26 protein-coding genes and 1 riboswitch are annotated in these 26,010 nt (G+C 66.7%); of the genes, 11 read left to right on the top strand and 15 right to left on the bottom strand.

Annotation, left to right across the window (positions count from 1 at the left end; all coding sequences use genetic code 11):
• Positions 1-12 precede the first annotated feature (12 nt).
• The gene (locus ACRVY7_RS03305) at positions 13-1,554 is read left to right on the top strand and encodes an MFS transporter (RefSeq protein WP_270483360.1); all 1,542 of its coding nucleotides are present in this window, start codon (positions 13-15) and stop codon (positions 1,552-1,554) included.
• Here the strand turns inward: ACRVY7_RS03305 and ACRVY7_RS03300 are convergent.
• A complete protein-coding gene (locus ACRVY7_RS03300) occupies positions 1,551-3,896 on the bottom strand; it encodes a helicase-associated domain-containing protein (protein ID WP_431815967.1) in 2,346 nt (781 codons plus the stop codon). The genes ACRVY7_RS03305 and ACRVY7_RS03300 overlap by 4 nt on opposite strands.
• 68 nt (positions 3,897-3,964) lie before the next feature.
• Here ACRVY7_RS03300 and ACRVY7_RS03295 point away from each other — a divergent pair, with 68 nt between their 5' ends.
• The 4 genes from ACRVY7_RS03295 to ACRVY7_RS03280 are packed head-to-tail and all read left to right on the top strand — an operon-like array spanning position 3,965 to position 5,653.
• Positions 3,965-4,168: a hypothetical protein gene (locus ACRVY7_RS03295; protein ID WP_053117369.1), complete on the top strand. Its 204-nt coding sequence runs from the start codon at positions 3,965-3,967 to the stop codon at positions 4,166-4,168.
• An 18-nt stretch (positions 4,169-4,186) separates the two neighbouring features.
• The gene (gene moaC, locus ACRVY7_RS03290) at positions 4,187-4,723 is read left to right on the top strand and encodes a cyclic pyranopterin monophosphate synthase MoaC (protein WP_431815966.1); all 537 of its coding nucleotides are present in this window, start codon (positions 4,187-4,189) and stop codon (positions 4,721-4,723) included.
• The gene (locus ACRVY7_RS03285) at positions 4,716-5,213 is read left to right on the top strand and encodes a MogA/MoaB family molybdenum cofactor biosynthesis protein (protein ID WP_431815965.1); all 498 of its coding nucleotides are present in this window, start codon (positions 4,716-4,718) and stop codon (positions 5,211-5,213) included. The genes moaC and ACRVY7_RS03285 overlap by 8 nt, the downstream gene beginning before the upstream one ends.
• A complete protein-coding gene (locus ACRVY7_RS03280) occupies positions 5,210-5,653 on the top strand; it encodes a molybdenum cofactor biosynthesis protein MoaE (protein ID WP_431815964.1) in 444 nt (147 codons plus the stop codon). The genes ACRVY7_RS03285 and ACRVY7_RS03280 overlap by 4 nt, the downstream gene beginning before the upstream one ends.
• Before the next feature lie 122 nt (positions 5,654-5,775).
• Here ACRVY7_RS03280 and ACRVY7_RS03275 read toward each other — a convergent pair whose 3' ends face one another.
• From ACRVY7_RS03275 to ACRVY7_RS03255, 5 genes are all read right to left on the bottom strand, one after another.
• Complete coding sequence (locus ACRVY7_RS03275; RefSeq protein ID WP_049697806.1) at positions 5,776-6,423, bottom strand: transglycosylase family protein; 648 nt, start codon at positions 6,421-6,423, stop codon at positions 5,776-5,778.
• Between the two features lie 7 nt (positions 6,424-6,430).
• Positions 6,431-6,611: riboswitch (cyclic di-AMP (ydaO/yuaA leader) on the bottom strand.
• A gap of 259 nt (positions 6,612-6,870) precedes the next feature.
• Positions 6,871-7,119, bottom strand: coding sequence for a MoaD/ThiS family protein (locus ACRVY7_RS03270; protein WP_049698064.1), 249 nt, complete (start codon positions 7,117-7,119; stop codon positions 6,871-6,873).
• Positions 7,120-7,127: 8 nt separating this feature from the next.
• The gene (gene moaA, locus ACRVY7_RS03265) at positions 7,128-8,213 is read right to left on the bottom strand and encodes a GTP 3',8-cyclase MoaA (RefSeq protein ID WP_431815963.1); all 1,086 of its coding nucleotides are present in this window, start codon (positions 8,211-8,213) and stop codon (positions 7,128-7,130) included.
• Entirely contained in the window at positions 8,210-8,773 is a 564-nt protein-coding gene (locus tag ACRVY7_RS03260; RefSeq protein ID WP_270483354.1) for a flavin reductase family protein, read from the bottom strand. Before ACRVY7_RS03260 ends, moaA begins: the two co-directional genes overlap by 4 nt.
• A complete protein-coding gene (locus ACRVY7_RS03255; protein ID WP_431815962.1) occupies positions 8,770-8,979 on the bottom strand; it encodes a hypothetical protein in 210 nt (69 codons plus the stop codon). The genes ACRVY7_RS03260 and ACRVY7_RS03255 overlap by 4 nt, the downstream gene beginning before the upstream one ends.
• Before the next feature lie 240 nt (positions 8,980-9,219).
• On the opposite strand from ACRVY7_RS03255, the gene ACRVY7_RS03250 reads away from it, so the two are divergent.
• On the top strand, positions 9,220-9,639 hold the full coding sequence (locus ACRVY7_RS03250) for a cold-shock protein (RefSeq protein ID WP_005203493.1): 420 nt from the start codon (positions 9,220-9,222) through the stop codon (positions 9,637-9,639).
• Positions 9,640-9,648: 9 nt separating this feature from the next.
• Here the strand turns inward: ACRVY7_RS03250 and ACRVY7_RS03245 are convergent, their stop codons facing one another.
• Positions 9,649-10,251 carry a DUF2771 family protein gene (locus ACRVY7_RS03245; RefSeq protein ID WP_270483351.1) on the bottom strand — a complete coding sequence of 201 codons (603 nt, stop codon included), beginning with the start codon at positions 10,249-10,251 and terminating at the stop codon, positions 9,649-9,651.
• Positions 10,252-10,254: 3 nt separating this feature from the next.
• A complete protein-coding gene (locus tag ACRVY7_RS03240) occupies positions 10,255-12,192 on the bottom strand; it encodes an MFS transporter (protein ID WP_431815961.1) in 1,938 nt (645 codons plus the stop codon).
• A 119-nt stretch (positions 12,193-12,311) separates the two neighbouring features.
• Between ACRVY7_RS03240 and ACRVY7_RS03235 the strand changes: the two genes are divergently transcribed.
• Positions 12,312-13,052 carry a DUF3027 domain-containing protein gene (locus ACRVY7_RS03235; protein ID WP_049697812.1) on the top strand — a complete coding sequence of 247 codons (741 nt, stop codon included), beginning with the start codon at positions 12,312-12,314 and terminating at the stop codon, positions 13,050-13,052.
• A gap of 12 nt (positions 13,053-13,064) precedes the next feature.
• The gene (locus ACRVY7_RS03230; RefSeq protein WP_431816385.1) at positions 13,065-15,896 is read left to right on the top strand and encodes a sacsin N-terminal ATP-binding-like domain-containing protein; all 2,832 of its coding nucleotides are present in this window, start codon (positions 13,065-13,067) and stop codon (positions 15,894-15,896) included.
• On the opposite strand, the gene ACRVY7_RS03225 is transcribed toward ACRVY7_RS03230, so the two are convergent.
• Entirely contained in the window at positions 15,893-16,477 is a 585-nt protein-coding gene (locus tag ACRVY7_RS03225) for a TetR/AcrR family transcriptional regulator (protein WP_431815960.1), read from the bottom strand. The genes ACRVY7_RS03230 and ACRVY7_RS03225 overlap by 4 nt on opposite strands.
• A 124-nt stretch (positions 16,478-16,601) precedes the next feature.
• On the opposite strand from ACRVY7_RS03225, the gene ACRVY7_RS03220 reads away from it, so the two are divergent.
• Together ACRVY7_RS03220 and ACRVY7_RS03215 are read left to right on the top strand one after the other, a co-directional pair.
• Entirely contained in the window at positions 16,602-17,756 is a 1,155-nt protein-coding gene (locus tag ACRVY7_RS03220; RefSeq protein WP_431815959.1) for an acyl-CoA dehydrogenase family protein, read from the top strand.
• Between the two features lie 119 nt (positions 17,757-17,875).
• The gene (locus ACRVY7_RS03215) at positions 17,876-18,469 is read left to right on the top strand and encodes a phosphatase PAP2 family protein (protein ID WP_431815958.1); all 594 of its coding nucleotides are present in this window, start codon (positions 17,876-17,878) and stop codon (positions 18,467-18,469) included.
• A gap of 160 nt (positions 18,470-18,629) precedes the next feature.
• On the opposite strand, the gene ACRVY7_RS03210 is transcribed toward ACRVY7_RS03215, so the two are convergent.
• Genes ACRVY7_RS03210 through ACRVY7_RS03185 form a run of 6 tightly spaced genes read right to left on the bottom strand, consistent with a single transcriptional unit; the run spans position 18,630 to position 25,069 of the window.
• Positions 18,630-19,307, bottom strand: coding sequence for a TetR/AcrR family transcriptional regulator (locus tag ACRVY7_RS03210; protein ID WP_064861411.1), 678 nt, complete (start codon positions 19,305-19,307; stop codon positions 18,630-18,632).
• A 51-nt stretch (positions 19,308-19,358) separates the two neighbouring features.
• On the bottom strand, positions 19,359-20,504 hold the full coding sequence (locus ACRVY7_RS03205; protein ID WP_431815957.1) for an acyl-CoA dehydrogenase family protein: 1,146 nt from the start codon (positions 20,502-20,504) through the stop codon (positions 19,359-19,361).
• A gap of 13 nt (positions 20,505-20,517) precedes the next feature.
• Positions 20,518-21,738, bottom strand: coding sequence for an acyl-CoA dehydrogenase family protein (locus ACRVY7_RS03200; RefSeq protein WP_431815956.1), 1,221 nt, complete (start codon positions 21,736-21,738; stop codon positions 20,518-20,520).
• Entirely contained in the window at positions 21,735-23,450 is a 1,716-nt protein-coding gene (locus tag ACRVY7_RS03195; RefSeq protein ID WP_431815955.1) for a class I adenylate-forming enzyme family protein, read from the bottom strand. The genes ACRVY7_RS03200 and ACRVY7_RS03195 overlap by 4 nt, the downstream gene beginning before the upstream one ends.
• A 29-nt stretch (positions 23,451-23,479) precedes the next feature.
• Positions 23,480-24,229 carry an SDR family NAD(P)-dependent oxidoreductase gene (locus tag ACRVY7_RS03190; RefSeq protein ID WP_431815954.1) on the bottom strand — a complete coding sequence of 250 codons (750 nt, stop codon included), beginning with the start codon at positions 24,227-24,229 and terminating at the stop codon, positions 23,480-23,482.
• A 33-nt stretch (positions 24,230-24,262) separates the two neighbouring features.
• Entirely contained in the window at positions 24,263-25,069 is an 807-nt protein-coding gene (locus tag ACRVY7_RS03185; RefSeq protein WP_431815953.1) for an enoyl-CoA hydratase-related protein, read from the bottom strand.
• A gap of 528 nt (positions 25,070-25,597) precedes the next feature.
• On the opposite strand from ACRVY7_RS03185, the gene ACRVY7_RS03180 reads away from it, so the two are divergent.
• Entirely contained in the window at positions 25,598-25,999 is a 402-nt protein-coding gene (locus ACRVY7_RS03180; RefSeq protein WP_064870631.1) for an SCP2 sterol-binding domain-containing protein, read from the top strand.
• Positions 26,000-26,010: the final 11 nt, after the last annotated feature.

The raw sequence follows: 26,010 nt of genomic DNA, 5'->3' as shown, positions 1-26,010 counted from the left end.
ATCTCACTCTTCATGTCAACTTCCGAGAAGCCATCTTCTGGGTCGCCAGCTTCCGAAAAGCCGACTCTGGCCGCCGAGCCCGACCCGCGCCGGTGGAAGGCCCTGGTCTTCATCTGCATCGCCCAGTTGATGGTCGTGCTCGACGGCACGGTGGTCCAGATCGCCCTGCCCGACGCCAAGGTCGACCTCGGCATCAGCACGGCCAATCAGCAGTGGGTCATCACCGCGTATGCGCTGGCTTTCGGCGGACTGCTGCTCTTCGGTGGTCGCATCGCCGACCTGTGGGGGCGTCGTCGAGCACTGATGGTCGGGTTGGTCGGATTCGCACTCGCTTCGGCGCTCGGCGGCGCCGCACTGAACCAGGGCATGCTCTTCGGCGCCCGCGCGCTGCAGGGCGCGTTCGGTGCGCTCCTGGCGCCCGCGGCGTTGTCGCTGCTGACCGTGATGTTCACAGCGCCCAAAGAGCGGGCAAAGGCGTTCGGCATCTTCGGCGCGATCGCCGGCGGTGGAGCAGCAGTGGGACTGCTGCTCGGCGGCCTGTTGACCCAGGTCCTCGACTGGCGCTGGACCATGTACATCAACGTGGTGTTCGCCGCGATCGCACTGTTCGGGGCGATCGTCGAGATCAAGGAGCCGCCCCGCGCCACCGACCACACGCCTGGCCTCGACATCCTCGGCGTGATTCTCGGCGGTAGCGGACTCGCCCTCGTCGTGTACGGCTTCAGCCGCGCCGCCGAAGAGGGCTGGGGCGACACCGGCACCGTCATCTGCCTGATCGCGGCGGTGGTGTTGCTGGTGGCGTTCGTCGCGTGGCAGGCGCGCAGCCCGCACCCGCTGCTGCCGTTGCGCGTCGTCGCCAACCGCGCACGCGGTGGGGCATACCTCAGCGTCGCGCTCGCGGTGGTCGCGATGTTCGGTTCGTTCCTCTTCTTGACGCTGTATATGCAAGTGGTGCACCACTATTCGCCGCTGAGTGCGGGCGTGGCGTTCCTCCCGATGGTCGGCGGCATGCTGGTCGGGTCGACGCAGATCGCAGCCCGGCTCATCACGCGGGTACCGCCGAGATATCTACTCGTGCCGGGTGCACTGCTCGCCGCGTGCGGGATGTTGCTGCTCAGTCAGATCTCGGCCGAGTCGACGCGGTACTGGACCGTGATCTTCCCGGCGCTGTTCCTGCTGGGCATGGGTATGGGCACGGTGTTCATGACGTCGATCAACCTGGCCACCTACGGCGTCGAACCGCGGGATGCCGGCGTGGCGTCGGCCATGGTCAACACCTCACAGCAGGTCGGCGGCGCCATCGGTACCGCGCTGCTGAACACGATCGCCGCGACGGCGGCGGCGTCGTACGTGACCAGCCACATGGCGTCGGTTCGCGGACCCGCCGACGCGCAATCGCTGCAGGCGGAGGCGATGGTGCACGGGCAGAGCATCGGCTTCTACGTCGCGGCGGCGATCCTGGTGGGCGTGGCGCTGGTTGCCGGTCTGCTGATCGACGTCAAACGTCCGATCGGTGAGGCACACGGCGCCGAGACAGAGACGGCGCTGGCCTAGCTGTCCAGCAATTCGACGCTGGTGACGCGGTGCAGGGTGAAGTGCTGCTCGTCGTCGGAGCCCTCTTCGGTGCCGACGAGTTGTCCGGCGCCGAGCAGTCGCGGAGTGACGACGTGCCTGCTGGCCGAGCCGTGGGCGTCGACGTAGCCGACGAGTAGACGTCGGTTCGCACGAAGCGCCAATTGGATGAGGGCAGTGGTAGATTCGCCACCGCCGACGGCGCGTACCGGTGCGACGTCGGACTTTCCGGGAGTCGCCGGGGTTGCCCGCGTCGCCCTGTCGTGGGAGCGCATGCGGCTCACCACCGATTGCAGCTGTTCCGGGGTCGGCGTCGAGCGTCGGGGTGTCGGGCGTCGACGCCCCCGTCCCGACGACACGCGACTACCGCGCTCGCGCAGGTCGACGAGCGAGCCGGATGAATCCTCGCCCGCGGGAGCAAATCCCGCGTCCCGGAGTCGGTCGATGACCGTGCGAACCTCCGACGGCGAGATGGCCACCGTCGGTGCGAGTGCGCGCAGTGCGAGGTGTTCGGCTGCGTCGCTACGCAATACGGCGGCGAGCATCGTCGGGTCCTCGCATCGGATGAACGACGACGCGATGCCGACGCGGAGCTGCCCGTGCTTACGTGCGACGTCCTCGATCAGATAGGTCAGCGACTGCGGAACCGGCGTCGACGAATGGGCGGTGAACATCGTGAGCAGTTCGCTGCTGGTCTTGCCCGCGTCGAGAGCTCGTCGGACGCTCGCCTCGGAGACTCGATACACCGATGCGGCGCCGCCGGATTCGAGGTCGGCGACCAACTCGACCTGGTCGCTGAGCTCCGGGGTCATCGGGCCGGGAACGGTGAGCGTGAGGTCGGCCTGGGTCAGGAAGTGGTCGACGGGTTCTGGCAGCGCCTTACGCATCGCGGCGAGCACCTGCGAGTCGACGGCCTCGGGATCGGTGTCCGACAACGCGACTCGACCGATCGAGGTCAGTGACTGATGTGCGATCACTCCGAGGCTCTGTGCCTCGGCAAGCGTTTCGCCGACGACGCGCGGCGAGAGTCGACGTATCCGATGCGGATGTCGCCAGGCGAGTGATGCGGTGGCCGTATCGACGGAAAACGGTGTGGCACCGTCGAGTTCGGTGAGTAGGTCGAGGATGAGGTGTCGCTGCACGGGCGCGGTCGCGTCGTAGAGCTCCGACGAGAGCGCTGGATACGCGTTGCCGTCGCGGTCGGGCTCGCCGACCTGCCACGCGCGTCGCGGCATCGACAGCCACGCGTCGAGCAGTGTGGCCCACTGCCTTTCGGGCGCCGAGTGCAGCCAGGTATCGGCCGACGACGTCGGTGCGAACGTCTGCTCACCCCGATCTCCCGCCGGCGGCGGATCGGGAAACCCGACGTCGATGAGGCGTGCGTGGCCCAGGAGTTCGACGAGGAACGAGACGCGTTTCTGGTCCAGCCCGGTTACCTTTGCGAGCCTGCGCAATTCGCGGACACCGAGTGCACCCGAGCGCAGCACCGCGGCGGGTGCGCGCCCCAGTACGTCGAGCAGCGCCGTGGTGTGGCGGATGAGTTCGAGCGCCTCACCACCTGCGGCGGCGTCGACGGCTTTGGCACCGAACCGCAGTGACGCGTGTTCGTCGGCGAGGCCTGGGGGCGCGAGAGTGTCTGTGTGCAGCGGAGGTTCGCGGCGGATGAGCGCTGCGACCATCGGCGGTAGTTCGACGGTCTGGTCGTCGATACGTGCGAGGAGGCCGAGCGCGATGAGCCGAGCGACCGGACTGTCCGGATCTGCACCGGGCGCGGCGTCCCGACTTCGTCCGAGCGCGGGGCCTCGCGACAGTGTCGTCAGCAGATCACGCTGGCGCTCGTCGATGCCGTCGATCAGCTTCTGCACGTCGTCGGGCGTCAGGTGGGCGAGAGGGCCGGTGAGGTGCAGCGCTTTCCACGGCAGGGCCGAGGCGAGGTGTGCGCCCGCGGTGAGTGAATCGGCGACGCCCCAGAACACCGCGCGACGTCGCAGATCCTCGATGCGTCGGGTGATCTCGGCGGACCCGGCACGGTCCGACAGCGCCTTCACGAGTGTCTCGGCGTCGACGTTGGCGGGTACCCGCGCGACGCCCGGACCGGTGGAGAGCGCGATGAACTGCTCGATCACCGCCAGCGTCAGCAGATCGAGTTCCTCGCCAACGAGCGCGATAGACGCCGCGGCGAGCGCACGCTGAGCGAGCACCGAGGTGCCTTGCGGCGGTGGTGAGGCGAGGTCGGGGCGAAGCGACAGCAGATCGTGCAGGTCGTCGTCGGTGCGCGCGGCCAGATCGTCGGCCAGGCCGATCCGCTGGTCGTCCGTGCTCATTCGATCAAGTCTAGTGGTCGAACCAAAACAGCAGGCGAGTCGTCGGACAGCGGGTGGCATGGCACAATATGCCCGTGGCTGAGAAGGAAAAGAAGAACCATTACGTCGACAACGGCTGGCCTCGTCATGACGACGGCAGCGTCCCCGACCACGCGGTCTCGGAGTTCGCGGCGGAGATCCCCGGCGCACTCTCGCCGTTCGGCGATGTCGAGTTCCCGCTACCTGCCGACAAGGTCAACTACGTCCAACCGAAGACTGTCGTCAATCGCTGACGACGTGACGTCGACCTGATGCCTCCCCGGCACGCGAGCAGCCAAGACCAGACGTCGAATCCCTCTCGTCTTTCGCACCTCGACTCGACGGGTGCTGCGCGGATGGTCGACGTCGGCGACAAGACCACGACGCGACGACGCGCTGTCGCCGCAGGTACCTTTCACACGACCACCGAGGTCATCGACCTATTGCGCGATTCCGCGCTGCCCAAGGGCGACGTTTTGGCCACCGCCCGCATCGCAGGAATCATGGCGGCCAAACGCACCGACGCACTCATTCCGCTGTGCCACCAGTTGGCGCTGTCGGCGGTCGACGTCGACTTCACCGTCGCCGACGATCACATCGACATCGTGGCCACCGTCGAGACAGCCGGGAAGACCGGCGTCGAGATGGAAGCGCTCACGGCGGTCGCAATCGCAGGACTGACCCTGCACGACATGACCAAGGCCGTCGATCGACGCGCCAGCACGGGGGAGATCCGACTTCTCGAGAAATCGGGCGGCCGGTCGGGAACCTGGACTCGCGCCCGAGCGACAGACGAGAAAAATGACTGACGAGAAGCTCGTGGCCCGCGTCGTCGTGGCGTCGACACGCGCTAGCCGCGGCCTCTACGTCGACCGCAGCGGCCCGATCATCGCGGAGTGGCTCACCGCCCGCGGATTCGTCGTCGACGAGGTCGACGTCGTCGCAGATGGCGCACCGGTCGGCGACGCGATCCGCGCCGGGATCTACGCCTCCGACGCGCTCGTGATCACCACGGGCGGAACGGGTCTCACCCCCACCGACCGCACCCCGGAGGAGACGCGAGCACTGCTCGACGTCGAGATCCCGGGTCTTGCCGACGCGATTCGCAGCTCGGGACTTCCGACGGTGCCCACGGCGATCCTCTCGCGCGGTGTCGCAGGCGTGGCCGGCCGCACGCTCGTCATCAACCTGCCGGGGTCGACCGGCGGAGTCCGCGACGGTCTCGACGTACTCGACGGCGTCATCGACCACGCGCTCGACCAGCTCCGCGGTGGCGATCACCCGCGGAGCGACGAATGACCGTGCGAGTCGTTAAGGCCGCTCTCGCCGCCGACCCCATCGACCTTCCGTCTCACGAACAACTCGTCACCGACGCCGCTGCAGGCTCGGCCGGCGCGGTCGTCGGGTTCGCAGGCGCGGTGCGCAATCACGACGGAGATCACGCGTCGGCGGTGACCAAGCTGTCGTACTCGTCGCATCCGAGCGCACCCGAGGTGCTCGCCGAGGTGGTCGCCGAGGTGTCGGCGTCGGTCGCGGGAGTGCGCGCTGTGGCCGTGTCGCATCGCGTGGGTGACCTCGACGTCGGCGACGTGGCTTTCGTCGTCGCCGTGGCGGCCGACCATCGGGCGCCCGCATTCGAGCTGTGCGCGCGCCTCGTCGACGAGGTCAAGGCCCGCCTGCCCGTGTGGAAGCACCAGGTGTTCGCCGACGGCTCCGACGAATGGGTCGGCTCGGCCTAGAGATTGGAAGTCGGCTCCGCCTAGAGATTGGAAAAGGACCCCGCACGGCCGTTATGGCGTCGTGCGGGGCCCTTCGTCTCGGGTTCCGGCGGTCAGTGCAGCCGGGACTCGGGCGAGATCGCTCAGGGGAGCGGGATCAGGCCCTTGTTCTGGTTGTAGATCTTCAGCTGGTCCGGGGTGAGCTGGTAGCCGCTGTCCTTGGCTGCCTTCCAGAGGTTCTTGACCTCGGGGCTGACGTTGGCGGCGTCGAGCGCGCCGTCGACCTGGCCCTTGACGTCATCGGTGCTCTTGGCCTCGGGAGTCTTCTCCAGCGGGGTCTGCGGCTGCGCCTCGGGCTTCACCTCAGGCTTGGGGGCCTGCAGCGGCTTGGGCGAGTCGGTGGGAGCGGTGCGCGGGGTCGAGCCCGACAGTCCGGTGCCACACACCGGCCAAGCGCCCTTGCCCTGCGATGCCAGCACGCGCTCTGCAACGGCGATCTGCTGCTCCTTGGAGGCCTGATCGGCGCTCGGTGCGTATGCGGTGCCACCGTGGCCCGCCCAGGTGCTCGGGCTGAACTGCAGTCCGCCCTGGTAGCCGTTTCCGGTGTTGATGGCCCAGTTGCCGCCGGACTCGCACTGTGCGACCTGGTCCCACTCGGAGTCGGAGGCTGCGTGCGCTGAACCGGTGCCGAGCAGAGCGGCTCCGCCGCCGAGTACTGCGCCGGTGAGGGCGACCTTCGCGAAGGTCTTGGTGGTCGTGTTGGTCGTCGACTTGCGATGACGTCCGGCCATGAGTTTTCTTTCCTCTCTCCACGCGCCTACGAAGTCAGCTGTCGGGTTCGAACGAGAGGTTGCTCGGTCCGTGGTCGCCGTGGCGGCCGGTGGACTTAACCCCAAGGGCATCCGGGTCTGGATGTCCGTATCTCCGTCGGAGATGTTGGGTCCCCCGTCCTCGTTCCTGAGTTTGTTGTTCGTCATTCGATCGGGGGAACGAGGCTTGGCGCGCCCGGTCGAATGTTGTGTTCTTTTGGCTGTCCTGTGATCTCCCTGGAGGAGACTGTTCGTACAGTACGACGGATGCGCCGCTGAATCACCCTCGTCCGCAAGTTGTTTTTTGGGCTGCGCGTGGGACTTTGGACCCAATTTCGTCGTCATCGCTGCTCAACCCGACGATGGTCGGTTCGTGTCCATCCCGTTATCGGCTCGTTATGTGACTAAGGTCACATGGCGTCGAACGTCTCAGCCGCCGGCAAATGGCGGTAGAACGTCGATCGTCTCGCAGTCGCCGAGAGGTGTCGTGCGGTCGCAGACGGCGATCGCGTCCCGCAGATATGAGCACCGGGCGAGCACGCGCGTGAGGTCGGGGTGGTCGACAACCAGGGCGCGTTCGAGGTCGCCGAGCGTCGCGTCGGCCGGCACGTCGATCTCGGTCAGATCGGTGCCCGCGGCGGCACGTGCGGCCGCGAAGAACCGAACGGTCAGCGTCATCGAGTCGCTCACCCTCCGATGGCCGACATCGGGCGGTCGGGTTGACGAAAGTCCGTGGTGTTCACCGCATGTCCCGCGGCCTTGTGCCACATGTCACCGCGCCAGCGTCGCGCGATCTCGGCGTCGAGGGCGGTTGCGCTGAGCCCACCGCGCAGCGCGGGCATCAGTGACGTCTCGGCGTCGGCGAACAAGCAGTTGCGCAGGGCGCCGTCGGCGGTCAGTCGGGTGCGGTCGCAGTCACCGCAGAATGGCCGCGTCACCGACGCGATCACCCCGACGCGGGCTGTCTGTCCCGTCGGGTCGGTGTGCCCCCGCACGAGCCACGTGGCCGCCGGTGCCCCGCCGCGCGGGCGGGGATCGGGATCGAGATCAAACGTCCGACGCAGCGTCGTGAGGATCTCGTCCGCCGTGACCATCGCGCCGCGGTCCCACCGGTGATCGGCGTCGAGCGGCATCTGTTCGATGATGCGCAGCTGGTAGCCCTCGTCGAGGCAGAACCGCAGTAGGTCCGGTAGGCCCGCGAGGTCGTCACGGTTCGGCACGACCGCGTTGACCTTGACCGGCTGGAGTCCCGCGTCGCGGGCTGCGGCGAGCCCGTCGAGTACGTCGGAGAGCCGGTCACGGCGAGTGATCTGCGCGAAGCGGGCGGGGTCGATGGTGTCGAGCGAGACGTTGATGCGATGCAGGCCCGCGTCGGCCAGTGCTCGTGCGCGGTGTCGCAGCCCCAGACCGTTGGTGGTCAGCGCGAGTTCCGGCGCTTCGGGCATGTTCGACGCCGCGGCGATCAATTCCTCGAGGTCGCGGCGCAGCAGCGGTTCGCCGCCGGTGAAGCGGATGCGTCGGATACCGAGGTCGCGCACGGCGACGGTGAGCACCCGCACGAACTCGTCGGTGGTCAACAGATCCTCGGACGGCAACCAGTCCAGACCTTCGGCAGGCATGCAGTAGGTACAGCGCAGATTGCAGCGGTCGGTCACCGATACCCGCAGATCAGAGGCAACGCGACCGAACGTGTCGAGCAATGGCCCCGACGACGGCGCGTCGTCGCGTGTGGAGCGCGGGGTGATCGGAAGTCCGAGGTCGATGATGCTCATGTCGGCCCGGTCGTCGTCGGTTGCAGTCGCGGGCGTGCTTCGAGCGCACGGAACGTGCTGGCGTGAAAGACGAGCGGTTCGACGTCCGGATCGCAGTCGAGTGCGTCTATCTGCAGCAACACGACGGTGTGATCGCCTGCGGGTACCTCGCTGTGAATGTGGCAGGACAGTTGCGCCGCGGAGTCGGGCAGGAACAGCGCGCCGTCGTCTGTGGCCTGCGGGGTGGTGCCGTCGAATCGATGTTCAGCGGGCCCGGCGAGTTGACGACACAGCGCCGACTGCGTGTGCGAGAACACGCTCACGCCGAGCGCGGGTGCCTCGCGCAGCCGCGGCCACGTCGTCGAGGTGTTCTGTACGCAGACCGAGACCAGTGGTGGGTCGAGTGAGACTGTCGTGAACGCCGACGCCGCCATGCCGAGCGGGGCGTCGGCGGTGCCGAGGCAACACACCGCGACAACTCCGGTGGGAAAGCAGCTGTATGCACGCTTGAGTGCGCCGGGCTCGGACACCGGCGACAGAGCACCGAACGCACTGCGGCTCGCGTCGCCCTGACTCGTCATTTCACGCGCCGCCCGGAGCGGAGCGCGTAGACGATGCCGAGGAGGAAACCGATCGGAGTGCACATCGCCAGCAGGTAGACCCATGTGGGAGCGGTACCGCCATCATCGACGGCAGGCATCACGAACAGCACGATCAGCGCGACAATTCCGACGCCGAACACGATCCCCGCGAGGACGAGAAGAGCCGTGGACGATTTCTTCTGCATACCTCAACGGTAGAACACATTCGAGAGTCGCTGCTCCGGACCGAATGTGAGGTGACTGTGCAGCAGGCCATTGGCTAGAATGGTGGGTAACCAGGCGCCCTGCTCATCTGATTGTCGTGGGTTGGGCGTCTTTTGCTGTGACAGGGCAACTGTTGTGAACGAGAAGCCAGTTGTTACGGCAAGACCCGCTGCGGTAGATGACCGCGGTGGTGAGACCGAGCGAAGATGAGGGTGAGCACAGTGCCGACCGGCAAGGTGAAGTGGTACGACGCGGAGAAGGGCTTCGGCTTTCTTGCTCAGGAGAGCGGGGAGGACGTCTATGTCCGCTCGTCCGCGCTGCCCGAAGGCGTCGAGGCTCTCAAGCCAGGCCAGCGCGTCGAATTCGGCATGGCTGCCGGTCGTCGTGGGCCGCAGGCACTGACCGTGACCGTGCTCGAACCCGCCCCGAGCGTCGCGAAGAACACCCGCGAGGCCGCGCGCAAGGAACAGCAGGCCAAGCGGCACAGCCCCGACGAGTTGCACGGCATGGTCGCCGACCTCATCACCCTGCTCGAGGGCAAGGTGCAGCCCGACCTGCGCAAGGGGCGCTACCCCGATCGCAAGACGGCGCAGCGCATTTCTGAGGTCGTGCGGGCCGTCGCCCGCGAACTCGACGCCTGACCCGACCCGCTATCCGGTTGCCGACGGTTCCTCGACACGCTCGCTTGGCGCGCTCGGGTTCTGCTGCGACGGCTGCTTGACGCGAAATCCGTCCGGTGTGGTGTTCAGTGCGAGCACCCCGCGCGCAACCTGGAACTGGCCGTCGACGACGACCGCCGACAGCGGCTGCACCTCGATGTTGACCAGCACCCGATCGGGCCGTGACGGCAATTCGAGGGTGAAGGCCGATCCGCTCGTCTTGTACTCGGGCGTCGGGTCGGGGTTGATGATCACTCCGTTGCGGTCGGCGTAGAGCAGGTAGAGCAGCCACGGGTGGTCGGAAATGTTCTCCGACACCGACAGCATGGCGCTCTGCCCGATGGGCAACGGAGCGTGTTGGCCGCGCAGCGCCTGGTCCTGGTCGGCCGTGCAGTTCTGCATCAGTACGTCGCACCATTCGGTCGGCTTCACGGTGATGAGTTGGTCGTCGATTGCGACGTGCAGATATCCGCGTTCGTCATGATGCTTGCCGACGACCAGAGCGCTCACGATGCCGCCGACCACGCCCGTGAACACCACCGCCACGATCGCGATGATCGCGACTGCCTTCTTCTCACCGCTGTTGAATTGCACGGTTCAATGATGGCCTGTGCCGTGACCGCTCGGGTGGACAGGTCCGTGTGGCGGTCTGCTCGGCTGGGGGCGGGTGGGCGCTTCCGAGGGTCTCGGGTGGGCTGTTTCGGGTCGCTCACCAGCGCGGAAAGCCCGCTCGGTCGGGTGGGTGAACCGTGTGGTGTCGGCGGCGGCGAACGAGACGGTCGGTGCCGCCTGGTCGGGACGGTGGCCTCCGAAGCCGGGAACCAGCGTCGACCCGCGAGTGGTCATCACGGTCTGCGCCAACCCGAGGCCGAGGAGCACGGCGACGACGGTGAACCCGATCCACAGCTTCGGCGGAAGCAGCACGCCCAGCGCGGCGCCGAATACCCAGCACAGCTGCAAGACCGTCTCCGAACGACCGAAGGCGGACGCCCGCGACCGTTCGGGAAGGTCGTCCTGGATCGATGAATCGAGACACACCTTGCCGATCGCGCTGGTCCCGGATGCGACGAAGCCCGCGACCACCGCGAGCAGGACGTTGCCGAAGATCGCGGCGAGCACTGCGACGACGAAGCAGGCGGCGGTCGCCCACACGATCACCTTCGGGGGATTCTTCAGCTCCAGCCGAGTCCCGACCCCGTTGCCGATCGCGTTGCCGACCCCGGCTGCCGCGCCGACCGCGCCGAGCAAGGCGAGTTGCATCCACCCGCTGTGCGAGCCCTGCGACTTGGCGTAGAACGCGATGTAGAGCGTCATGAAGCCGGTGAGGATGCGGATCGTCCCGTTGCCCCACAGACCGGCTACGACGGTCCGGCCCAGCGGCTGGCGCATGGTCTTGGCGATCTCGCGTGCTCCGCGCCTTGCGCGGGATGTGCGCCCCGAACCCGACCCGGCCTCCGGCTGATGCGGCTCGTGGTAGGTCAGGGTGGTCGGCACCTCGCCCTCGGTGACCTCGACCCACGACGGGATGCGCAGGCACAGGTAGGCGCCGACCACCGAGATGATCGCCAGCCACACCATCGCACCCGGGATGTGGATCGGAAGCGCTCTGGCCAGCACCACCTCGAACAGCGCGGCGACCGCACCACCGATGATGGTCCCGCCGATCAGCCCGAACGTCGTGAGTCGGGAGTTGACGCGCGGAAGGTCGATGCTCGGTGGCACCACACGTGGCGTCACCGCCGACTTCAGCACTCCGAACGACTTGGAGAGCACCAGCAAACCCAGTGCGCACGGGTAGAGCACCCATGGGTCGTACTGCAGTTGCTGCGTGGCGGGGTTCCAGGCGACGTTGCTGATGATGAGCAGCGCGAGCACGGTACGCAGGCCGAACGTCGTGGCCATCGCGATGCGTCGACCGTGTTGGAGACGGTCGAGCATGGGCCCGATCACCGGTGCGATCAGCGCGAAGGGGGCGATCGTCAGCGCCAGATACAGCGCGACGTTCGTCTTCGACTCGCCGGTCGCGGCCGCGAAGAACAGCGTGTTGGCCAGTGCGACGGCCATCGCGGCGTCGACGGCGAAGTTGGCGATGACCGGCAGGGTCAGCGCCGTCAGCCCCGACTTGTCGGCGCCGTCGGCCGTCGCGGCCTGATAGATCTTGTCGACGCCGCGCCCGGTCAGTTCGCGTCCGCGCATCGCGGCCACGCGCATGACCGTGATCTTCTTCGGACCTTTGGCCGACGCAGCGGCCGCGGAGTCGTCGGGCATCGCGCGCGTCGCGCCGACGGTCGGCGACTCGTCGAGGGGAGGCAGGTGCGGATTGTGCGTACGGGGCGGCAGGTAGGCGTCGCCGACGGATGCGTGGGCACGACCGCGTTGCCGGCCGTCGCCCGCGGGATAGTTCGCGCTGCCCGGGTGGGCGGCTGGGCGTCGTCGGCTGTACTCGTCGATGCGCGAGGTCTCGCTCTCGGGTACTGGCGTCGTCGGGGGGTCGTCGTTCGATCGGCCCCCGTCGGCCCGCCTCCATCGGATCACCTGATCAATTGTTCCTCATCGGTGTGACTGTGTGGCGTAACCGTCGGTCGTGTGGGGCGCCACAGCGCGTCGAGGTGGGCGGTTGGCCTGGCGCGGCGTCGATATTGCACACTGGAACAGTGATCGCAGTGACCGGAAACCAGCTCCTGCTCGACGCCGTCGAGTCGGCTCGCTCAGCGCTCGAAGCCGACGGGGAGCATCCGGGCGACCACCGCGCCGCCATCGCGGAGGGGGAGTGGGCCGTCGCCCACTACTTCGACTCCGACATCCCCGGCTACCAGGGGTGGCAGTGGTGTGTCGTCGTCGCGGGCTCCCCGAACAGCGACGAGGTGACGATCAGCGAGACCGCGCTCCTACCCGCCGACGGTGCGCTGCTCGCGCCCGACTGGCTGCCGTGGTCGCAGCGCGTCGAGTCGGGCGATCTGCATCCCGGCGATGTGCTCGCCGCCGAGGACGACGACCCGCGGTTGGTGCCCAACCAGATCGACACCGGCGACGAGTTCCTCGCCGATGACGACGACGTCGCGCAGGTGGCGGGCGAACTCGGACTCGGTCGACGACGCGTACTCAGCCGCGAGGGACGTGACGACGCCGCGCAACGCTGGTACGACGGCGACTTCGGTCCCGAGTCGGAAATGGCTCAGGCCGCACCGTTCTCGTGCGGGACATGTGGCTTCTACATTCCCCTCTCCGGCGCGCTGCGGGCTGCGTTCGGCGCGTGCGCCAACGAACTCGCCGCAGACGGCCGCGTGGTGTCGGCCGAGTACGGCTGCGGCGCGCACTCCGACGTCGAGCCGCATCGGGGCGAGGGATCGCCCGCGTACGAGGCATTCGACGACGGCGTGCTCGAGATCGTCTGAGAACGGCCGACCCTGACGACCGACCGGCGCGACAACGACGACCCGTTCGGGACGGGGCGCCTGCGCGCAGCCACTCTTGACGCCTGGCGCTCGTCGCCGACCCGGCTGGTCGAAGACAGTAACGCCGAGGACGACCTGGTCACCGTCGGCTACCGCGACCGACTGTTCACCGAGCTCGCAGTCAACGCCGCAGACGCGGCAGCCGTCTCGAATTCGCCTGCGCGCATAGCCGTCTGGCTCGACGACCGCGAACTGCACGTCGCCAACACTGGTGCTCCGCTGAGCGCAGATGGCGTGCGTTCGCTTGTTGCGCTGCGGGCATCGGCGAAATCCGACGACACCGCCGCAGGTGTGATCGGCCGCTACGGTGTCGGCTTCACGGCCACCGCCACCGTCGCCGACCATGTCGAGATCCGCTCGACGACGGGCTCCATCCGCTTTGACCGCGCCGATACCGTTGCCGCGGTGCGGGATTCGGGTATTTCGCTGCGCGACGACGCGTCGGTTCCGTTGCTGCGCCTGGCGTGGCCCGTCGACACTGCGCCCGCAGCCGGCTTCGACACCGACGTCGTGCTGGGGTTGACGCCGGACGTCGACGCTGAAGCGTTGCTCTCCGACATTGCGGCGCAGGCGCCCGATCTACTGCTCTCGCTCGAGTCCGTTGAGTCGATCACGCTGCCGGACAGGAGTTTTCGGATAGAGCGGACGGAGTTCGACGCTGCAGAGGAAGACGCTGCGCAGCTTGGCCCAGACAGTAGTGCTCGACGGCTGCGTGTGTTCGTCGACGCCGATGGTGCCGAGAGGGTGTACGCCTCGTGGCTGGAGGTGACACACACGCGCGACGGCGTTGTGAACCGTTGGCTCGCACCGCAGTCCGATGCAGCTGTGGCCGCTCGTCCGGTGCGGGGAGTGCTGTACGCGCCGACGGCCACCGACATCGAGCTCGGGCTGCCCGCCAGAATCATCACATCGCTGCCACCGACGCCGGACCGACGTCGACTACTTCCCGACGTCGACATCGCCTCTGCCGCAGCCGGTTACGCCGATTTGTTGCGCGTCGTCGAACCGTCCGATCGGCTCGCTCTGCTACCCGCGTCGCATCGGATCGCGGGACTCGACGACGCGCGGCTCACCGAGGCGGTCGTCGACGAAGTGCGCGACGCGCCATGGCTTCCCGCGGCCGAAGGTTCCGACCTCGTGCCGTCCCGTGCGACGCTTCTCGTCGGACTGACAGACGAACTCGCCGACGTACTCGGTGATCTGTTCGCCGACCTCGTGCACCCCGACCTCTCGACGTCCAGCTCGCTTGTCGCGCTCGAACGCCTGGGGGTTACGCCGATCGGGCTTGCGGCCCTTGCAGACCGGCTCGTCGGGGTCGACCGGCCCGCGTCCTGGTGGCAGCGGCTCTACGCCGCGCTCGCGCCGCTCGTTCCGACGGCGCGCGAGGTCGAGGAGCTGGCTGCGCTGCCGGTCCCGCGTGCGGACGGTCGCATGAACATCGGCGCGCGTGGGCTCTCCGTTGTCGCGACGTCGCGGCCACTGCGGTGGATTCGCACCGTCGACCCGGACGCCGACCACCCGCTCCTCGAACGACTTGGTGTGCAACGTCTCTCGGTGGCGAAGGCGCTTGCCGACGACGGGTTGCGCGCACTCGTCGAGGATGAGGAGGCGGTCGAAGACGAGGATTCGACACTTCTCGATGAGGTCGTCGAACTGCTCGTCGCGGACCCCGCCGCTGCCGCACCGGAGTGGTTGTCGCGCATGGCGTTACCTGCCGACGGCGAGTGGCGCAGCGCCGACGAACTTCTGCTGCCGGACGCCCCGCTGCTCTCCGTGCTCGTCGACGACCATCCGTTCGGCATCGTCGACGACGAGCTGGTGGCGCGTGTCGGAGCCGACGTGCTGCGCAGGATCGGCGTCGGGTGGGGTTTCACGACCGTCTCCGACGAGTTCCCGACCGCGCCGGATCACGACCTGCCCGACGAGGAGCTCTGGTGGGACGGCCTCGCCGATCTCCCCGAAACCCTCACCGCGGTGCGCGATCTCGATCTCGTCGACGACGAGCGCTGGCCCGAGGCGCTGACGCTCCTCGCTCGCGACGAGTCGCTCGAATCGGTGCTGGCCGACCGCCAGGGCTACACCGCGTGGTGGTTGCGTCATCACGCGGAGATCGACGGGCATGCACTCGGCTGGTACCGCGCACCGTCGGAGTCGGCGCTGGCAGGGGTACGCGACGTCCTCGACCATCCGTACGCCGACTCGCTCGCCGCTTCGCTCGGCGGCAGCGACGTCGAATCGGTCGCCGATGCCGACACCCTGCTGCACAATCTCGCCGATCCGGCGCGCGACGTGTCGGCCGGCGCAGCGTCGACGACCTACGCCGCGATCGTGCGTGCGTGCCGACGCGGGATCGTCGAACCGATGGATCTCGCTGTGCCGGAACGTGTTCGCGCGGTGTCGGGCAGAGCGGTCACCGACGCGGTGGTGATCGATCGCCCGTGGCATGTGCAGGTCGTCGACGCCGACGCGATGGTGGTGCTCGCCGCCGACGGCGCGAGTCTGGCTGACGACGCCGCGCTGCTCGCCGACATTCTCGACGTTCCGACCTCGTCGGAGGTACTCAGCGCCGTCGTCGCTTCCGAGGGCGAGCCGTCGACCGCGGCAGACACCGATGCTGTGCTCTTCACCGCGCTCACCGGGCGCGCAGTGGACGGCGAAGTCAGAGTCCACGACGACCTGGTCGTCACCGTCGCCCGCGACGGCGGGGAGGGCGTCGACATGTCCGTCAACTGGTGGATCGACGACCGCGGCATCACTCACCTTCGACGCCGCGCACGGCGCTAACCTCGGTCGACGTCGATCCCGCGCGTGAGTATCGACGCGAGCTGCCGGTAGGCCTGCGCGTCGTCGAGGCCGGTGTGTGCTTCGACGTCGCGCCGTTGGATGCGACTCATCATCGTCGCCGCGAGGTCGCCCGCGAAAGCGGCGTCGACGTCACGGAATTCGCCCGCGGCCACCCCCGCGGCGATCAGTTCTCGCACGCGTGCAGCGGCTGCTGCGGTGTTCTGCTCGTAGAGCTCGCGCGTCGGGGCGAAGGCGTGCAGGTCTGCCATGAACTGCGCGGATGCGGGCGAGAGCGCATCGCCCACCGCGATCAGATACTCGACGACGGCGTCGCGCGACGTCGCGACGCCGTCGACTCGCGACTCGACCTGTTCGGTCGCCGTGCGGAAGAAATGGGTGACCGTCTTGGTGACGAGCTGTTCCTTGCTGCCGGCCAGGGTGTAGAGCGTCGAGCGTGAACAGTGCAGGCGCGCTGCGAGGTCGGCGATCTGGAGGTGTGCGAAGCCGTCGTCGAGCATCAGCGCGAGCAGGCCGTCGAACAACTCGGTTCGACGCCGCGTCGCGAGCTCGGCTCGGGTCATCGGTCACCTCCTGGGCTGTGGCGGGAGCATTGCATTCTCGCTCGAATAGTACTAGGAAGAGTACCTGAGTACTGTTCGCTGTAGGCACTGTTCGCAGTCCAGGTCACGCACCATCGGAGGATTCATGCCCGTCGACCGTCTCCTACCCACCGACGAGGCCCGTGATCTGATCGCGCTGACCAGGGATTTCGCCGACAAGAAGTTCCTCCCCATCGTCGACGAGTACGAGAAGGCCGAGCGGTATCCAGACGGCCTGTTCGCCGAGATGGGCGAGGCGGGACTCCTCGGTCTGCCCTATCCCGAGGAGTGGGGAGGCGGCGGCCAACCCTACGAGGTGTACCTGCAGGTGCTCGAAGAACTCGGCGCGCGCTGGGCGTCGGTTGCCGTCGCGACCAGCGTGCACGGCCTCGCCTGCCACCCGTTGTTCACCTTCGGCACCGACGAGCAGAAGCAGCAGTGGCTCCCGGATCTGTTGGAGGGCAAGCTGATCGGCGCGTACAGTCTGTCGGAGCCACAGGCCGGATCCGACGCCGCTGCACTCAACTGCAAAGCCGAGCCCGCCGAGGGCGGATACTCCGTCACCGGCGCCAAGGCGTGGATCACCCACGGCGGCATCGCCGATGTCTACAACCTGTTCGCGCGGACAGGCGAAGGCTCCAAGGGCATCTCGTGCTTCCTCGTTCCCCGCGACACCGTCGGCCTCTCGTTCGGCAAACCCGAAGAGAAGATGGGCCTTGCCGCGGTGCCCACCACCTCGGCGCACTACGACGACGCCTTCATCGAGGAGGGACGTCGACTCGGCGCCGAGGGCCAGGGACTCCAGATCGCCTTCTCTGCACTGGATTCCGGCCGACTCGGCATCGCGGCCGTCGCCACCGGCCTCGCACAGGCAGCACTCGACGCCGCCGTCGACTACGCACACGAACGAACCACGTTCGGCCGCAAGATCATCGACCATCAGGGCCTCGGCTTCCTACTCGCCGACATGGCCGCCGCCGTCGACTCAGCCCGCGCGACCTACCTCGACGCCGCGCGACGTCGCGATGCGGGACAACAGTATTCGCGCGCCGCTGCCACCGCCAAGCTGATCGCCACCGACGCCGCGATGAAGGTCACCACCGACGCCGTCCAGGTGCTCGGCGGCTACGGCTACACCCGCGACTTCCGCGTCGAGCGGTTCATGCGCGAAGCCAAGATCACCCAGATCTTCGAGGGCACCAACCAGATCCAGCGCCTCGTCATCAGCCGCGCCCTCGCCGCCACGCAGCCCGCTGGTTGAGCCCACCCCGCCGCTGAATGTGTGTCCTACGTAAAGATGTGTGCGCTGCAGCACCCACATCCTTCAACACGACACACATTCACCGCTGATCGGCGGGCATCGTCGGTAGTGTGGCGAGAATGATCGTGCAGATCACCGACGTCGACCAACACATCACCACGTGGGTCGTCGACCACCGCACCGCGCCACTGACCGGCCTCGCGCACGTCGTCACGGTGTTCGGCAACACGATCACCCTCTGGATCGTCGCGACACTCGTCGTGATCGCGCTCGCCGTCCGCAAGCACGTGACCGAGGCCGTGTACGTCGGGTTGGGTTCGCTCCTCGGAGCGTCGTTGATGGTGATCCTCAAACATCTCGTCAGGCGTGAGAGGCCCCCGCGCGACGACCGGCTCCTCCACATCGAGAGCTACTCGTTTCCCTCGGGCCACTCGATGATGACGATGGTTGTGTACGGACTCATCGCCGTCGCGGCGTACCGGGTGATTCCGTGGGTGCGCGCGCATCCCTGGACGCTGGTGCTCGCGCCGGTGATATCGATTCTCGTCGGCCTGACCCGCATCTATCTCGGCGTCCACTGGACCACCGACGTCCTCGCCGGCTGGCTGTTCGGCGCCGTGTGGGTCGGGCTGTGCACCTGGGTGCTCTCGCTCTGGCTGTCCTCGCGCGGCCGATCCGACCGCCCCGTCGCCGAGCCATCGGACTCCGCCTAGCCGGTCTCGACAAGCTCGACCAGCGAAAAAAGGGCTTGACCAGACAAGAGTCGCGGTCGGCATCTCCCCTGGTCGAGCCCTCCCCGCTGGTCGAGCTTGTCGAGACCACCCCACCGCCGATCGAGCCCTCACCGCTGGTCGAGCTTGTCGAGACCACCCCCTACAGCGCGGCCAGGTACCCGCCGAGCCGATCTCCGACGACCAGCGCCGGCAGCGCGAACCGCAGCTGTGCCGTCGCGTACTCGTCGATCGTCAGCGCGGGCGCGAAATGCCAGTGCTTGAGCGCCCACCCGTGCGCGAGCATCATCAGATCGAACACCGCGAGGTCGACGTCGACGTCCGCCTTCATCGACCCGTTCTCTATTGCTGCAGTGATTGCGTCGCGCATCGGCGCCGACGTCTCCACCTCGAGCTGCTTGATCTGGTCCCGACCCTCGGCGTCGAGCGTCCGGCTCTCCCGATACGTCAGCACGACGGCGTCCCGATTCTCGTCGACGATCCGCGCATACTGCCGGAAACCGGCGATGAGTTGTTCGACGGGGTCGTCGCCCGCGAGGTCCATCGCTGGTTGCAACTGATCGCGGAACTTCTCCAGGATGTCGACGATCGCGGCGAGGAGGATGTCCTCCTTGGACCCGAAATACTTGTAGAACAATCCGACGCTGACCTGCGCCTCGTCGGCGAGCGCCTGCATCGACATCTGGTGAAACCCGGTGCGCTCCATGACGGCGACGGCGGCGTCGAGCAACTGTCGTCGACGTGACGAGACCCGGACCGCGCGCACCGCATCTTCGACGGCCAGATCCGACGTCGAGCGTGCGGTTGCGGATTTCGCCACGAGTACTCCTCCTCCATCGAACGGTGAATCACCGTTCATCACTGTAGCTGCTCAGATCCCCAGATCTTTGGCGATGATGGTCTTCATGATCTCCGACGTCCCGCCGTAGATGGTCTGGATGCGCGCGTCGACGAACGCTCGTGCCACCGGATACTCCCGCATGTAGCCGTATCCGCCATGCAGTTGCAGGCACCGGTCCGCGGTCCGGACCTGCAGTTCGGTTGCCCACCACTTCAGCCGCGCCGCCCGTGCAGCGCTCAGTTCTCCCCGGACGTGTTCTGCGATGCAGTCGTCGAGGAACGTCCGTGCGATGTCGAGTTCGGTTGCGAGCTCGGCCAAGACGAACTGGGTGTTCTGGAACGACGCGATCGGCGAACCGAACGCCGTGCGCTCCTTCACGTACTCCAGGGTGCGGGCGAAAACACCCTCGGCGGCAGCGATGGCGCCCACGGACAGCGAGAGTCGTTCCTGCGGAAGGTTTCTCACCAGTTGGTAGAAGCCCTCGCCCTCCTCTCCGAGTCGGTTCGCGACCGGCACCCGCATATCGTGAAAGGAGAGCTCGCTGGTGTCCTGTGCGTGCAGCCCGATCTTGTCGAGATTGCGGCCACGCTCGAAACCCGTTGTGGCAGCGTCGACGACGAGCAGAGTGAGTCCCTTGTGCTTGTCCGCACTCGTCCTCGTCGCGACGACGAACAGGTCGCCGTTGCGGCCGTTGGAGATGAACGTCTTCGACCCGTTGACCACGTAGTGATCGCCGTCGTGGACCGCCGACGTGGTGATGCCGGAGAGGTCGCTGCCCGCCCCCGGCTCCGTCATCGCGATGCCGAGCACGGTCTCCCCGCTGACGACGCCTGGTAGCCAGCGCGCCTTCTGCTCGTCGGTGGTCAGCTCAGTGAGGTAGGGAAGTACGACGTCGTTCTGTAGTGAGAACGCGATCGCTTCGGCGGCCGCGCCGGTACGAGCGATCTCGTCGATCAGGATTGCGTTGTACCGGAAGTCGTCGACGCCTGGCCCGCCGAATTGCTCGTCGACCTCGAATCCGATCAGCCCGTTCTTTCCCGCCTCGGTGAACAGGCTGCGGTCCCATTGGCCCGCAATTTCCCAGTTCTCGTGGGAGGGAGTGATCTGCTCGGCGACGAATCGTGCTGCGGTGTCGCGGAATTGCTTGTGCTCGATGTCGTGGGTGAGTGCGCTCATGGGGAGTCTCCGTTCAGCGGAAGGCGTTCTGGCCGGTGAAGGCCTGGCCGAGGACGAGTTGGTGCATCTCTGGGGTGCCCTCGTAGGTGAGCACCGATTCGAGGTTCACCATGTGTCGGATCACGGGGTATTCGAGCGAGATGCCGTTGCCGCCCAATATGGTTCGCGCCGTGCGACAGATCTTGATGGCCTCACGGGTGTTGTTGAGTTTGCCGAAGCTGACCTGGTCGGGACGCAGCCCGACCGAATCCTTCAGGCGTCCGAGGTGGTATGCCAGCAACTGGCCCTTCTGCAGTTCGACGGCCATGTCGGCGAGCTTCGCCTGTGTCAGTTGGAATCCTGCGATCGGCTTGCCGAATTGTGTTCGCTGCGTGGCATACTCGAGTGCTGCCGCCCAGGCAGTGCGAGCCGCACCGATCGATCCCCAGATGATTCCGTACCTGGCCTCGGTGAGACTCGAGAGCGGCCCTTTGATTCCCCTGCTCTTGTGCAGGTCGTCGTTCCCGGGCATCAGCGCGTCCGCGGGCAGTCGCACGTTGTCCAGGACGATCTCACCGGTGGTCGACGCCCGCAGCGACGCCTTGTGCTTGATCTCCGGCGTCGAAACACCCGGTGTGTCGGTGGGCACGATGAAGCCACGCACACCCACGCCGCCGTCGGGGAGGTTGGTCTGCGCCCAGACGACGGCCACGTCGGCGATGGGGGCGTTGGTGATCCACATCTTGCGGCCGTCGAGTATCCAGTCGTCGCCGTCGCGCCTGGCGCGCGTCTTCATCGACGCGGGGTCTGATCCGGCGTCGGGTTCGGTCAGGCCGAAACAGCCGACGGTGGTGCCCTCGGCCATGGACGGCAGCCACTGCGTCTTTTGTTCTTCGCTGCCGTTGTTGTAGATCGAGAACATCGCGAGCGAACCCTGCACCGAGACCATCGACCGGATGCCCGAGTCGCACGCCTCGAGTTCGAGGCTTGCCAGCCCGTAATGTACCGACGACGCTCCGCCGCAGCCGTATCCGTCGAGGTGCATGCCGAGAACGCCGAGCTGACCGAACTGCTTGAACAGCTCGCGCGCTATCGGGATTCCGCCCTCCTCGAACCAGTCGGCGATGTACGGGGTCACGGCCTCGGCGAGAAATCCGCGGACCGAATCGCGCACGGCCAGTTCGTCGTCGGAGTATCCGAGATCGAGGTTGAGGGGGTCGAGTGCGGAAAACTTCGTGCTGGCGGTGGTGCTCATCGGGCGGCTCCGTTGGTGGTCGACGTTGTGAGGGTTGCGGGGGCATCGAATTCGCCGGCTGTCATCTCGGCGGCAGCGGATGTGGTTGCCCGGTAATGGAGTTTCTTGCCGGTCGCGGAAACAGGTAGCGACTCGACGATGCGATAGGCGCGTGGACGTTTGAACTGCGAGAGCATCGGATGCTCACGGCAGAAGTCGTCGAGTTCCTCAGGGGACGGGTGGGCGCCGTCGACGGGCACGATGTAGGCGACGACGAGTTGACCCCACCGATCGTCGGGAACCCCGACGACGAGCGAATCCGAAACCGCCGGATGGCCGTTGAGCGCCTCCTCGACCTGTACCGGATGCACGTTCTCGCCGCCGGAGATGAGCATGTCGTCCTTACGTCCGACGATCGTGACGAACTCGTCGACGTCCCAGGTGGCGAGATCACCGATGTGCAGCCAGCTACCGTTGTACTTCGCCTTCTCCTGCTGAGGTGAATCAAAGTACGCCGCAGCACATTTCGGCGAACGGATGATCACCTCGCCCACCTCGTCGCCGTCTCGTGCGACGACGTCGTCCGGGTCGGCCAGCCGTCCGTCGTCGCGGACGTGGACCACGCGCACGTCGTCGTCGAGGCAGGCACGCCCGGCCGTTCCGGCGTGCGCCGGCAGGTCCGTGGGGCGCAGGAAGGTGTTCCAGAACCCTTCGGTGCTACCGTATCCGTTGAAGATCCTGGGGGTGAGTACCCGCTGATAGAGCAGTGCTGCGTCGCGTTCGAGGGGAGCGCCCATGGTGACGATTCCGTTCAGGCTGGATAGGTCGCGCGGACGACGTTGCTGCTCGGCGGCGAGCATCGCGAGGTTGGTCGGCGCACCGATGAGGAATGTCAGTCCGTAGCGCTCGACCCAGTCGAGTGTCGTCGCTGCGTCGAACACACGCATCGGTACCAGCGACGATCCGAGGTAGAACGTGGGATTGGGTCCGGCGCAATAGAGTCCGCCCCGGTGAAACCACGGAGTCATGTTCAGCGTGCGATCCTCCGGCGAGAGCGGGAAATGCATGATCACGTCGTGCGCCGAGAAGATCTCGATCGCGCTGTTCATCGGCACCGCTTTGGGCATGCCGGTGGTGCCGGAGGTGTAGAGCCGGGTGGTCTCGTCGAACACGCCGCGGGTTGTCCGCGGTGCAGGAGCGTCGGCCGGCAGGTCGGTGAATCGGATCGACCGCGGGCCGTTGACGAGAGTGCCTGTGCCCACGCCGATCAGGACCTCTGGGGTGTGCTCCGCGCGCTCGATCGCCGTGGACACCATGTCGGTGAGTTCGGTGTCGTAGATGTAGACCGATGGCCTGCTCACGTCGAGGATGACAGCCGTCTCGCCTGCGGCCAACCGGAAGTTCATCGGTGATCCGACGGCGCCTACTGCCTGGGTGGCGAGGTAGAGCTGCGCGAACTCGGGACCGTTGAACAACTGATATCCGACGACGTCGCCGTCGCCGACACCGTGGGCCGCGAGGCCGGCGGCCAACGAGTCCACGGCGGCGCCGAGCTCTGCGTACGTCCACTCGGTATCGGTCGTCGGGTCGATCATCGCGGTGGTGTGCGCGTATCGGGAGACGTTGCGGCGGAAGCCGTTCAGATACGTGAACTCGTGCTCGAAGAACGAGCGATACTGTGCTGCGTCGTAGACGTACGGTGTTGCGGCGTCGTGACTGTCGAGGGTGCTCATGATGATCTCCAGTGACCTCGGGGTTGGCCCTAGCCGGCCATTGTGAGTCCGCCGCTGACGCTGATCACCTGGCCGGTGATGAACGACGCCGCGGGGGAGGCGAAGAACAGAACGGGCGCTGCGACCTCGTCGGGACGGGCCAGTCGTCGGAACGGAATCGCTTTGACGAGGGCCTCTTTGAGCTTGTCGGGCTGAGCTTGGAAAAGCGGGGTGTCGGTGGGGCCGGGGCACACGGCGTTCACGGTGATCTGGTGACGAGCCATTTCGCGTGCGAGCGACTTGCTCAAGGCGATCACGCCGCCCTTGGCGCCCGCGTAGATGGATTCGCCTGCGCTGCCGACTCGTCCGGCATCGGAGGCAAGGTTGATCACCCGGCCGCCCTGCCAGCCTTCGGTTTTCGACGCCTCGACCATTCCCGGCAGGAAGGCGCTCGCCATGTGGACCGGTCCGAGGTAGTTGATAGCGACGACCTTCTCCGCGAATTCGGTGCTCGCATTGAGGAATTGGTCTGTGCGGTCCCATCCTGCGGCGTTGACGAGGATGTCGGCGATACCGACTTCGGCATTGACGGCGTCGCGCAGTGCGTCGACAGTGGCGCGATCGGCGACGTCGACGGACATCGGCACGATGGCGGAGTTCTGCTCAGCGGTGCGCTTGGCGGCGTCGAGGTCGAGATCGGCCGCGACGACTGTGGTGCCCTGCTCGGCGAATGCGAGGGTGATGGCCTTACCGATACCTGATCCTGCGCCGGTGACGACGGCGATGGGGTTGGTGCTCATGGGTTTTGCTCCTGTGGTCTGTGGTTGCTGCGGTCAGGCGCCGACGTACTTGTTGAAGTCGGGTGCGCGCTTTTCGGCGAAAGCTGTTGCTCCCTCGAGTCCCTCGGGGGAGTGGGTGAAGAGGTCCAGTGCACTCATCGCGAGATTGGAGAGTCCGGCCTGATGGTCGGAGTCCGCGTTGAAGCTCTGCTTGAGGAAGCGCAGGGTCGTCGGCGACTTCTCAGCGATCTCGGCAGCGACCTTCTTGGCCTCGTCGAGCAGATCTGCCGCCGGGACGACCCAGTTCACCAGGCCCCAACGCTCAGCGGTGGCGGCGTCGTATTGGCGGCACAGGTACCAGATCTCGCGCGCCCGCTTCTCGCCGACGACTCGTGCCAGGTAGGCCGAGCCGAATCCGGCGTCGAATGAGCCGACCTTGGGGCCCGACTGGCCGAAGCGTGCGGTGTCTGCGGCGATGGTCAGGTCGCACAGCACATGCAGCACGTGTCCGCCGCCGATGGCGAGTCCGTTGACCGCCGCGATGACTGGCTTGGGGATGTCGCGGATCACCTTGTGCAGGTTCCCGATCTCGAACATGCCCGACTCCGACGGCCCGTAGTCGCCGGTCTCGGCGCGCTGCTTGACGTCGCCACCGGTGCAGAAGGCCTTCTCTCCGGCGCCGGTCAGGATCACGGCCTGCACGTTGCGGTCGGCCCAGGCGCGTCGGAAGGCGTTGATCATCTCCTCGACGGTCTTGGCGCGAAATGCGTTGTAGCGCTGCGGGCGGTTCATCGTGATGACCGCCGTCGGGCCCTCCACGACGTACTCGATGTCTTCGTATTCGGTGGTGCCGTAGCTCATGTCGGTGCTCCTTCGCGAAGGTGGTCGCCGAGACGGAGTGACTCGGACTTCATAGTGAATGAACGTACATTCACTCGATCCGACGTGTCAAGGGTCACAATCGACTCGCGGGCCGCCCCTTCGACGAAGAGCGGCAGGATTTGCCGCCGGAATCATCCGACCTACGCGCCAGGGCGCGGAAAAGATGACGAGCGTTACTGACAACAGTGATCCGTGCCAGCGCGACGTGGGCGCACCGGGCTCTCTCTTCGCGTTTCGCTGAAGCTGTTTCGACTGGTTGGCTGCGACCCGATCGGGCAGCCGCACATGGCTGTTGAACTGGCGATTTCGAAGAGCGAGGACATCCAGGCGAGTTCCTGCAAATCCTCCTGACGGCGTGCCAGTTTTGAAGTTTGAGTCAAAAATCTCGCCAAAAGTAGTGACAGGACTACGTAACGATAGTTATGTTTGAGACGCGGATCACGCTGAACATCGGCGTTGGCCCAGATCACCCATACAGGCGACAGCCCATCAGGCAAGGAGAGCATCGTGGCATTCGCGAACGCGGACGAAGTCGAAAAGTACCTCGGAGGAATCTTCCAGGATGCGTTCGCGGATCCGGAACTGGGACCGAAACTCCGAGCAACGGGCGCGAAGCTGCAGACGACCTACTCCGACCCGGAGGTCAGCTTGATCGTCGACCTGGGCAATGCGACGGTCTCGCGGGCCGACGGTGCATCGGTGGATGCCGCCGAGATGAAGATGTCTGCCGACACTGGGAACGCGTACTGGCAGGGCAAGGTGAACCTTCCGCTGGCGATGGCCAAGGGCAAGGTGAAGGTGAGCGGAGACATCACTTCACTGCTGAAGCTCGCGCCCCTCACCAAGCGCCTCATTCCGGCCTACGTCGACAGGTTGAAGGCGGATGGCCGCGAGGATCTGCTGGTTTAGCGTCGAGGAGT

The sequence above is a fragment of the Gordonia jacobaea genome (genome assembly GCF_965344965.1).
GTDB lineage: Bacteria > Actinomycetota > Actinomycetes > Mycobacteriales > Mycobacteriaceae > Gordonia > Gordonia jacobaea.
This window is presented reverse-complemented; position numbering and strand designations above follow the sequence as displayed.

What these genes read in the sequence shown, in the direction of transcription:
- ACRVY7_RS03200 (WP_431815956.1), bottom strand. Translation starts at nt 21,738, where the DNA reads ATGAGCACCACCGCCAGCACGAAGTTTTCCGCACTCGACCCCCTCAAC.
- moaA (WP_431815963.1), bottom strand. Translation starts at nt 8,213, where the DNA reads ATGAGCATCATCGACCTCGGACTTCCGATCACCCCGCGCTCCACACGC.
- ACRVY7_RS03255 (WP_431815962.1), bottom strand. Translation starts at nt 8,979, where the DNA reads ATGCAGAAGAAATCGTCCACGGCTCTTCTCGTCCTCGCGGGGATCGTG.
- ACRVY7_RS03300 (WP_431815967.1), bottom strand. Translation starts at nt 3,896, where the DNA reads ATGAGCACGGACGACCAGCGGATCGGCCTGGCCGACGATCTGGCCGCG.
- ACRVY7_RS03225 (WP_431815960.1), bottom strand. Translation starts at nt 16,477, where the DNA reads ATGACCCGAGCCGAGCTCGCGACGCGGCGTCGAACCGAGTTGTTCGAC.
- ACRVY7_RS03215 (WP_431815958.1), top strand. Translation starts at nt 17,876, where the DNA reads ATGATCGTGCAGATCACCGACGTCGACCAACACATCACCACGTGGGTC.
- ACRVY7_RS03275 (WP_049697806.1), bottom strand. Translation starts at nt 6,423, where the DNA reads ATGGCCGGACGTCATCGCAAGTCGACGACCAACACGACCACCAAGACC.
- ACRVY7_RS03190 (WP_431815954.1), bottom strand. Translation starts at nt 24,229, where the DNA reads ATGAGCACCAACCCCATCGCCGTCGTCACCGGCGCAGGATCAGGTATC.
- ACRVY7_RS03205 (WP_431815957.1), bottom strand. Translation starts at nt 20,504, where the DNA reads ATGAGCGCACTCACCCACGACATCGAGCACAAGCAATTCCGCGACACC.
- ACRVY7_RS03270 (WP_049698064.1), bottom strand. Translation starts at nt 7,119, where the DNA reads ATGACGCTGACCGTTCGGTTCTTCGCGGCCGCACGTGCCGCCGCGGGC.
- ACRVY7_RS03305 (WP_270483360.1), top strand. Translation starts at nt 13, where the DNA reads ATGTCAACTTCCGAGAAGCCATCTTCTGGGTCGCCAGCTTCCGAAAAG.
- ACRVY7_RS03285 (WP_431815965.1), top strand. Translation starts at nt 4,716, where the DNA reads ATGACTGACGAGAAGCTCGTGGCCCGCGTCGTCGTGGCGTCGACACGC.
- ACRVY7_RS03260 (WP_270483354.1), bottom strand. Translation starts at nt 8,773, where the DNA reads ATGACGAGTCAGGGCGACGCGAGCCGCAGTGCGTTCGGTGCTCTGTCG.
- ACRVY7_RS03280 (WP_431815964.1), top strand. Translation starts at nt 5,210, where the DNA reads ATGACCGTGCGAGTCGTTAAGGCCGCTCTCGCCGCCGACCCCATCGAC.
- ACRVY7_RS03195 (WP_431815955.1), bottom strand. Translation starts at nt 23,450, where the DNA reads ATGAGCACCCTCGACAGTCACGACGCCGCAACACCGTACGTCTACGAC.
- ACRVY7_RS03185 (WP_431815953.1), bottom strand. Translation starts at nt 25,069, where the DNA reads ATGAGCTACGGCACCACCGAATACGAAGACATCGAGTACGTCGTGGAG.
- ACRVY7_RS03220 (WP_431815959.1), top strand. Translation starts at nt 16,602, where the DNA reads ATGCCCGTCGACCGTCTCCTACCCACCGACGAGGCCCGTGATCTGATC.
- moaC (WP_431815966.1), top strand. Translation starts at nt 4,187, where the DNA reads ATGCCTCCCCGGCACGCGAGCAGCCAAGACCAGACGTCGAATCCCTCT.
- ACRVY7_RS03295 (WP_053117369.1), top strand. Translation starts at nt 3,965, where the DNA reads ATGCCCGTGGCTGAGAAGGAAAAGAAGAACCATTACGTCGACAACGGC.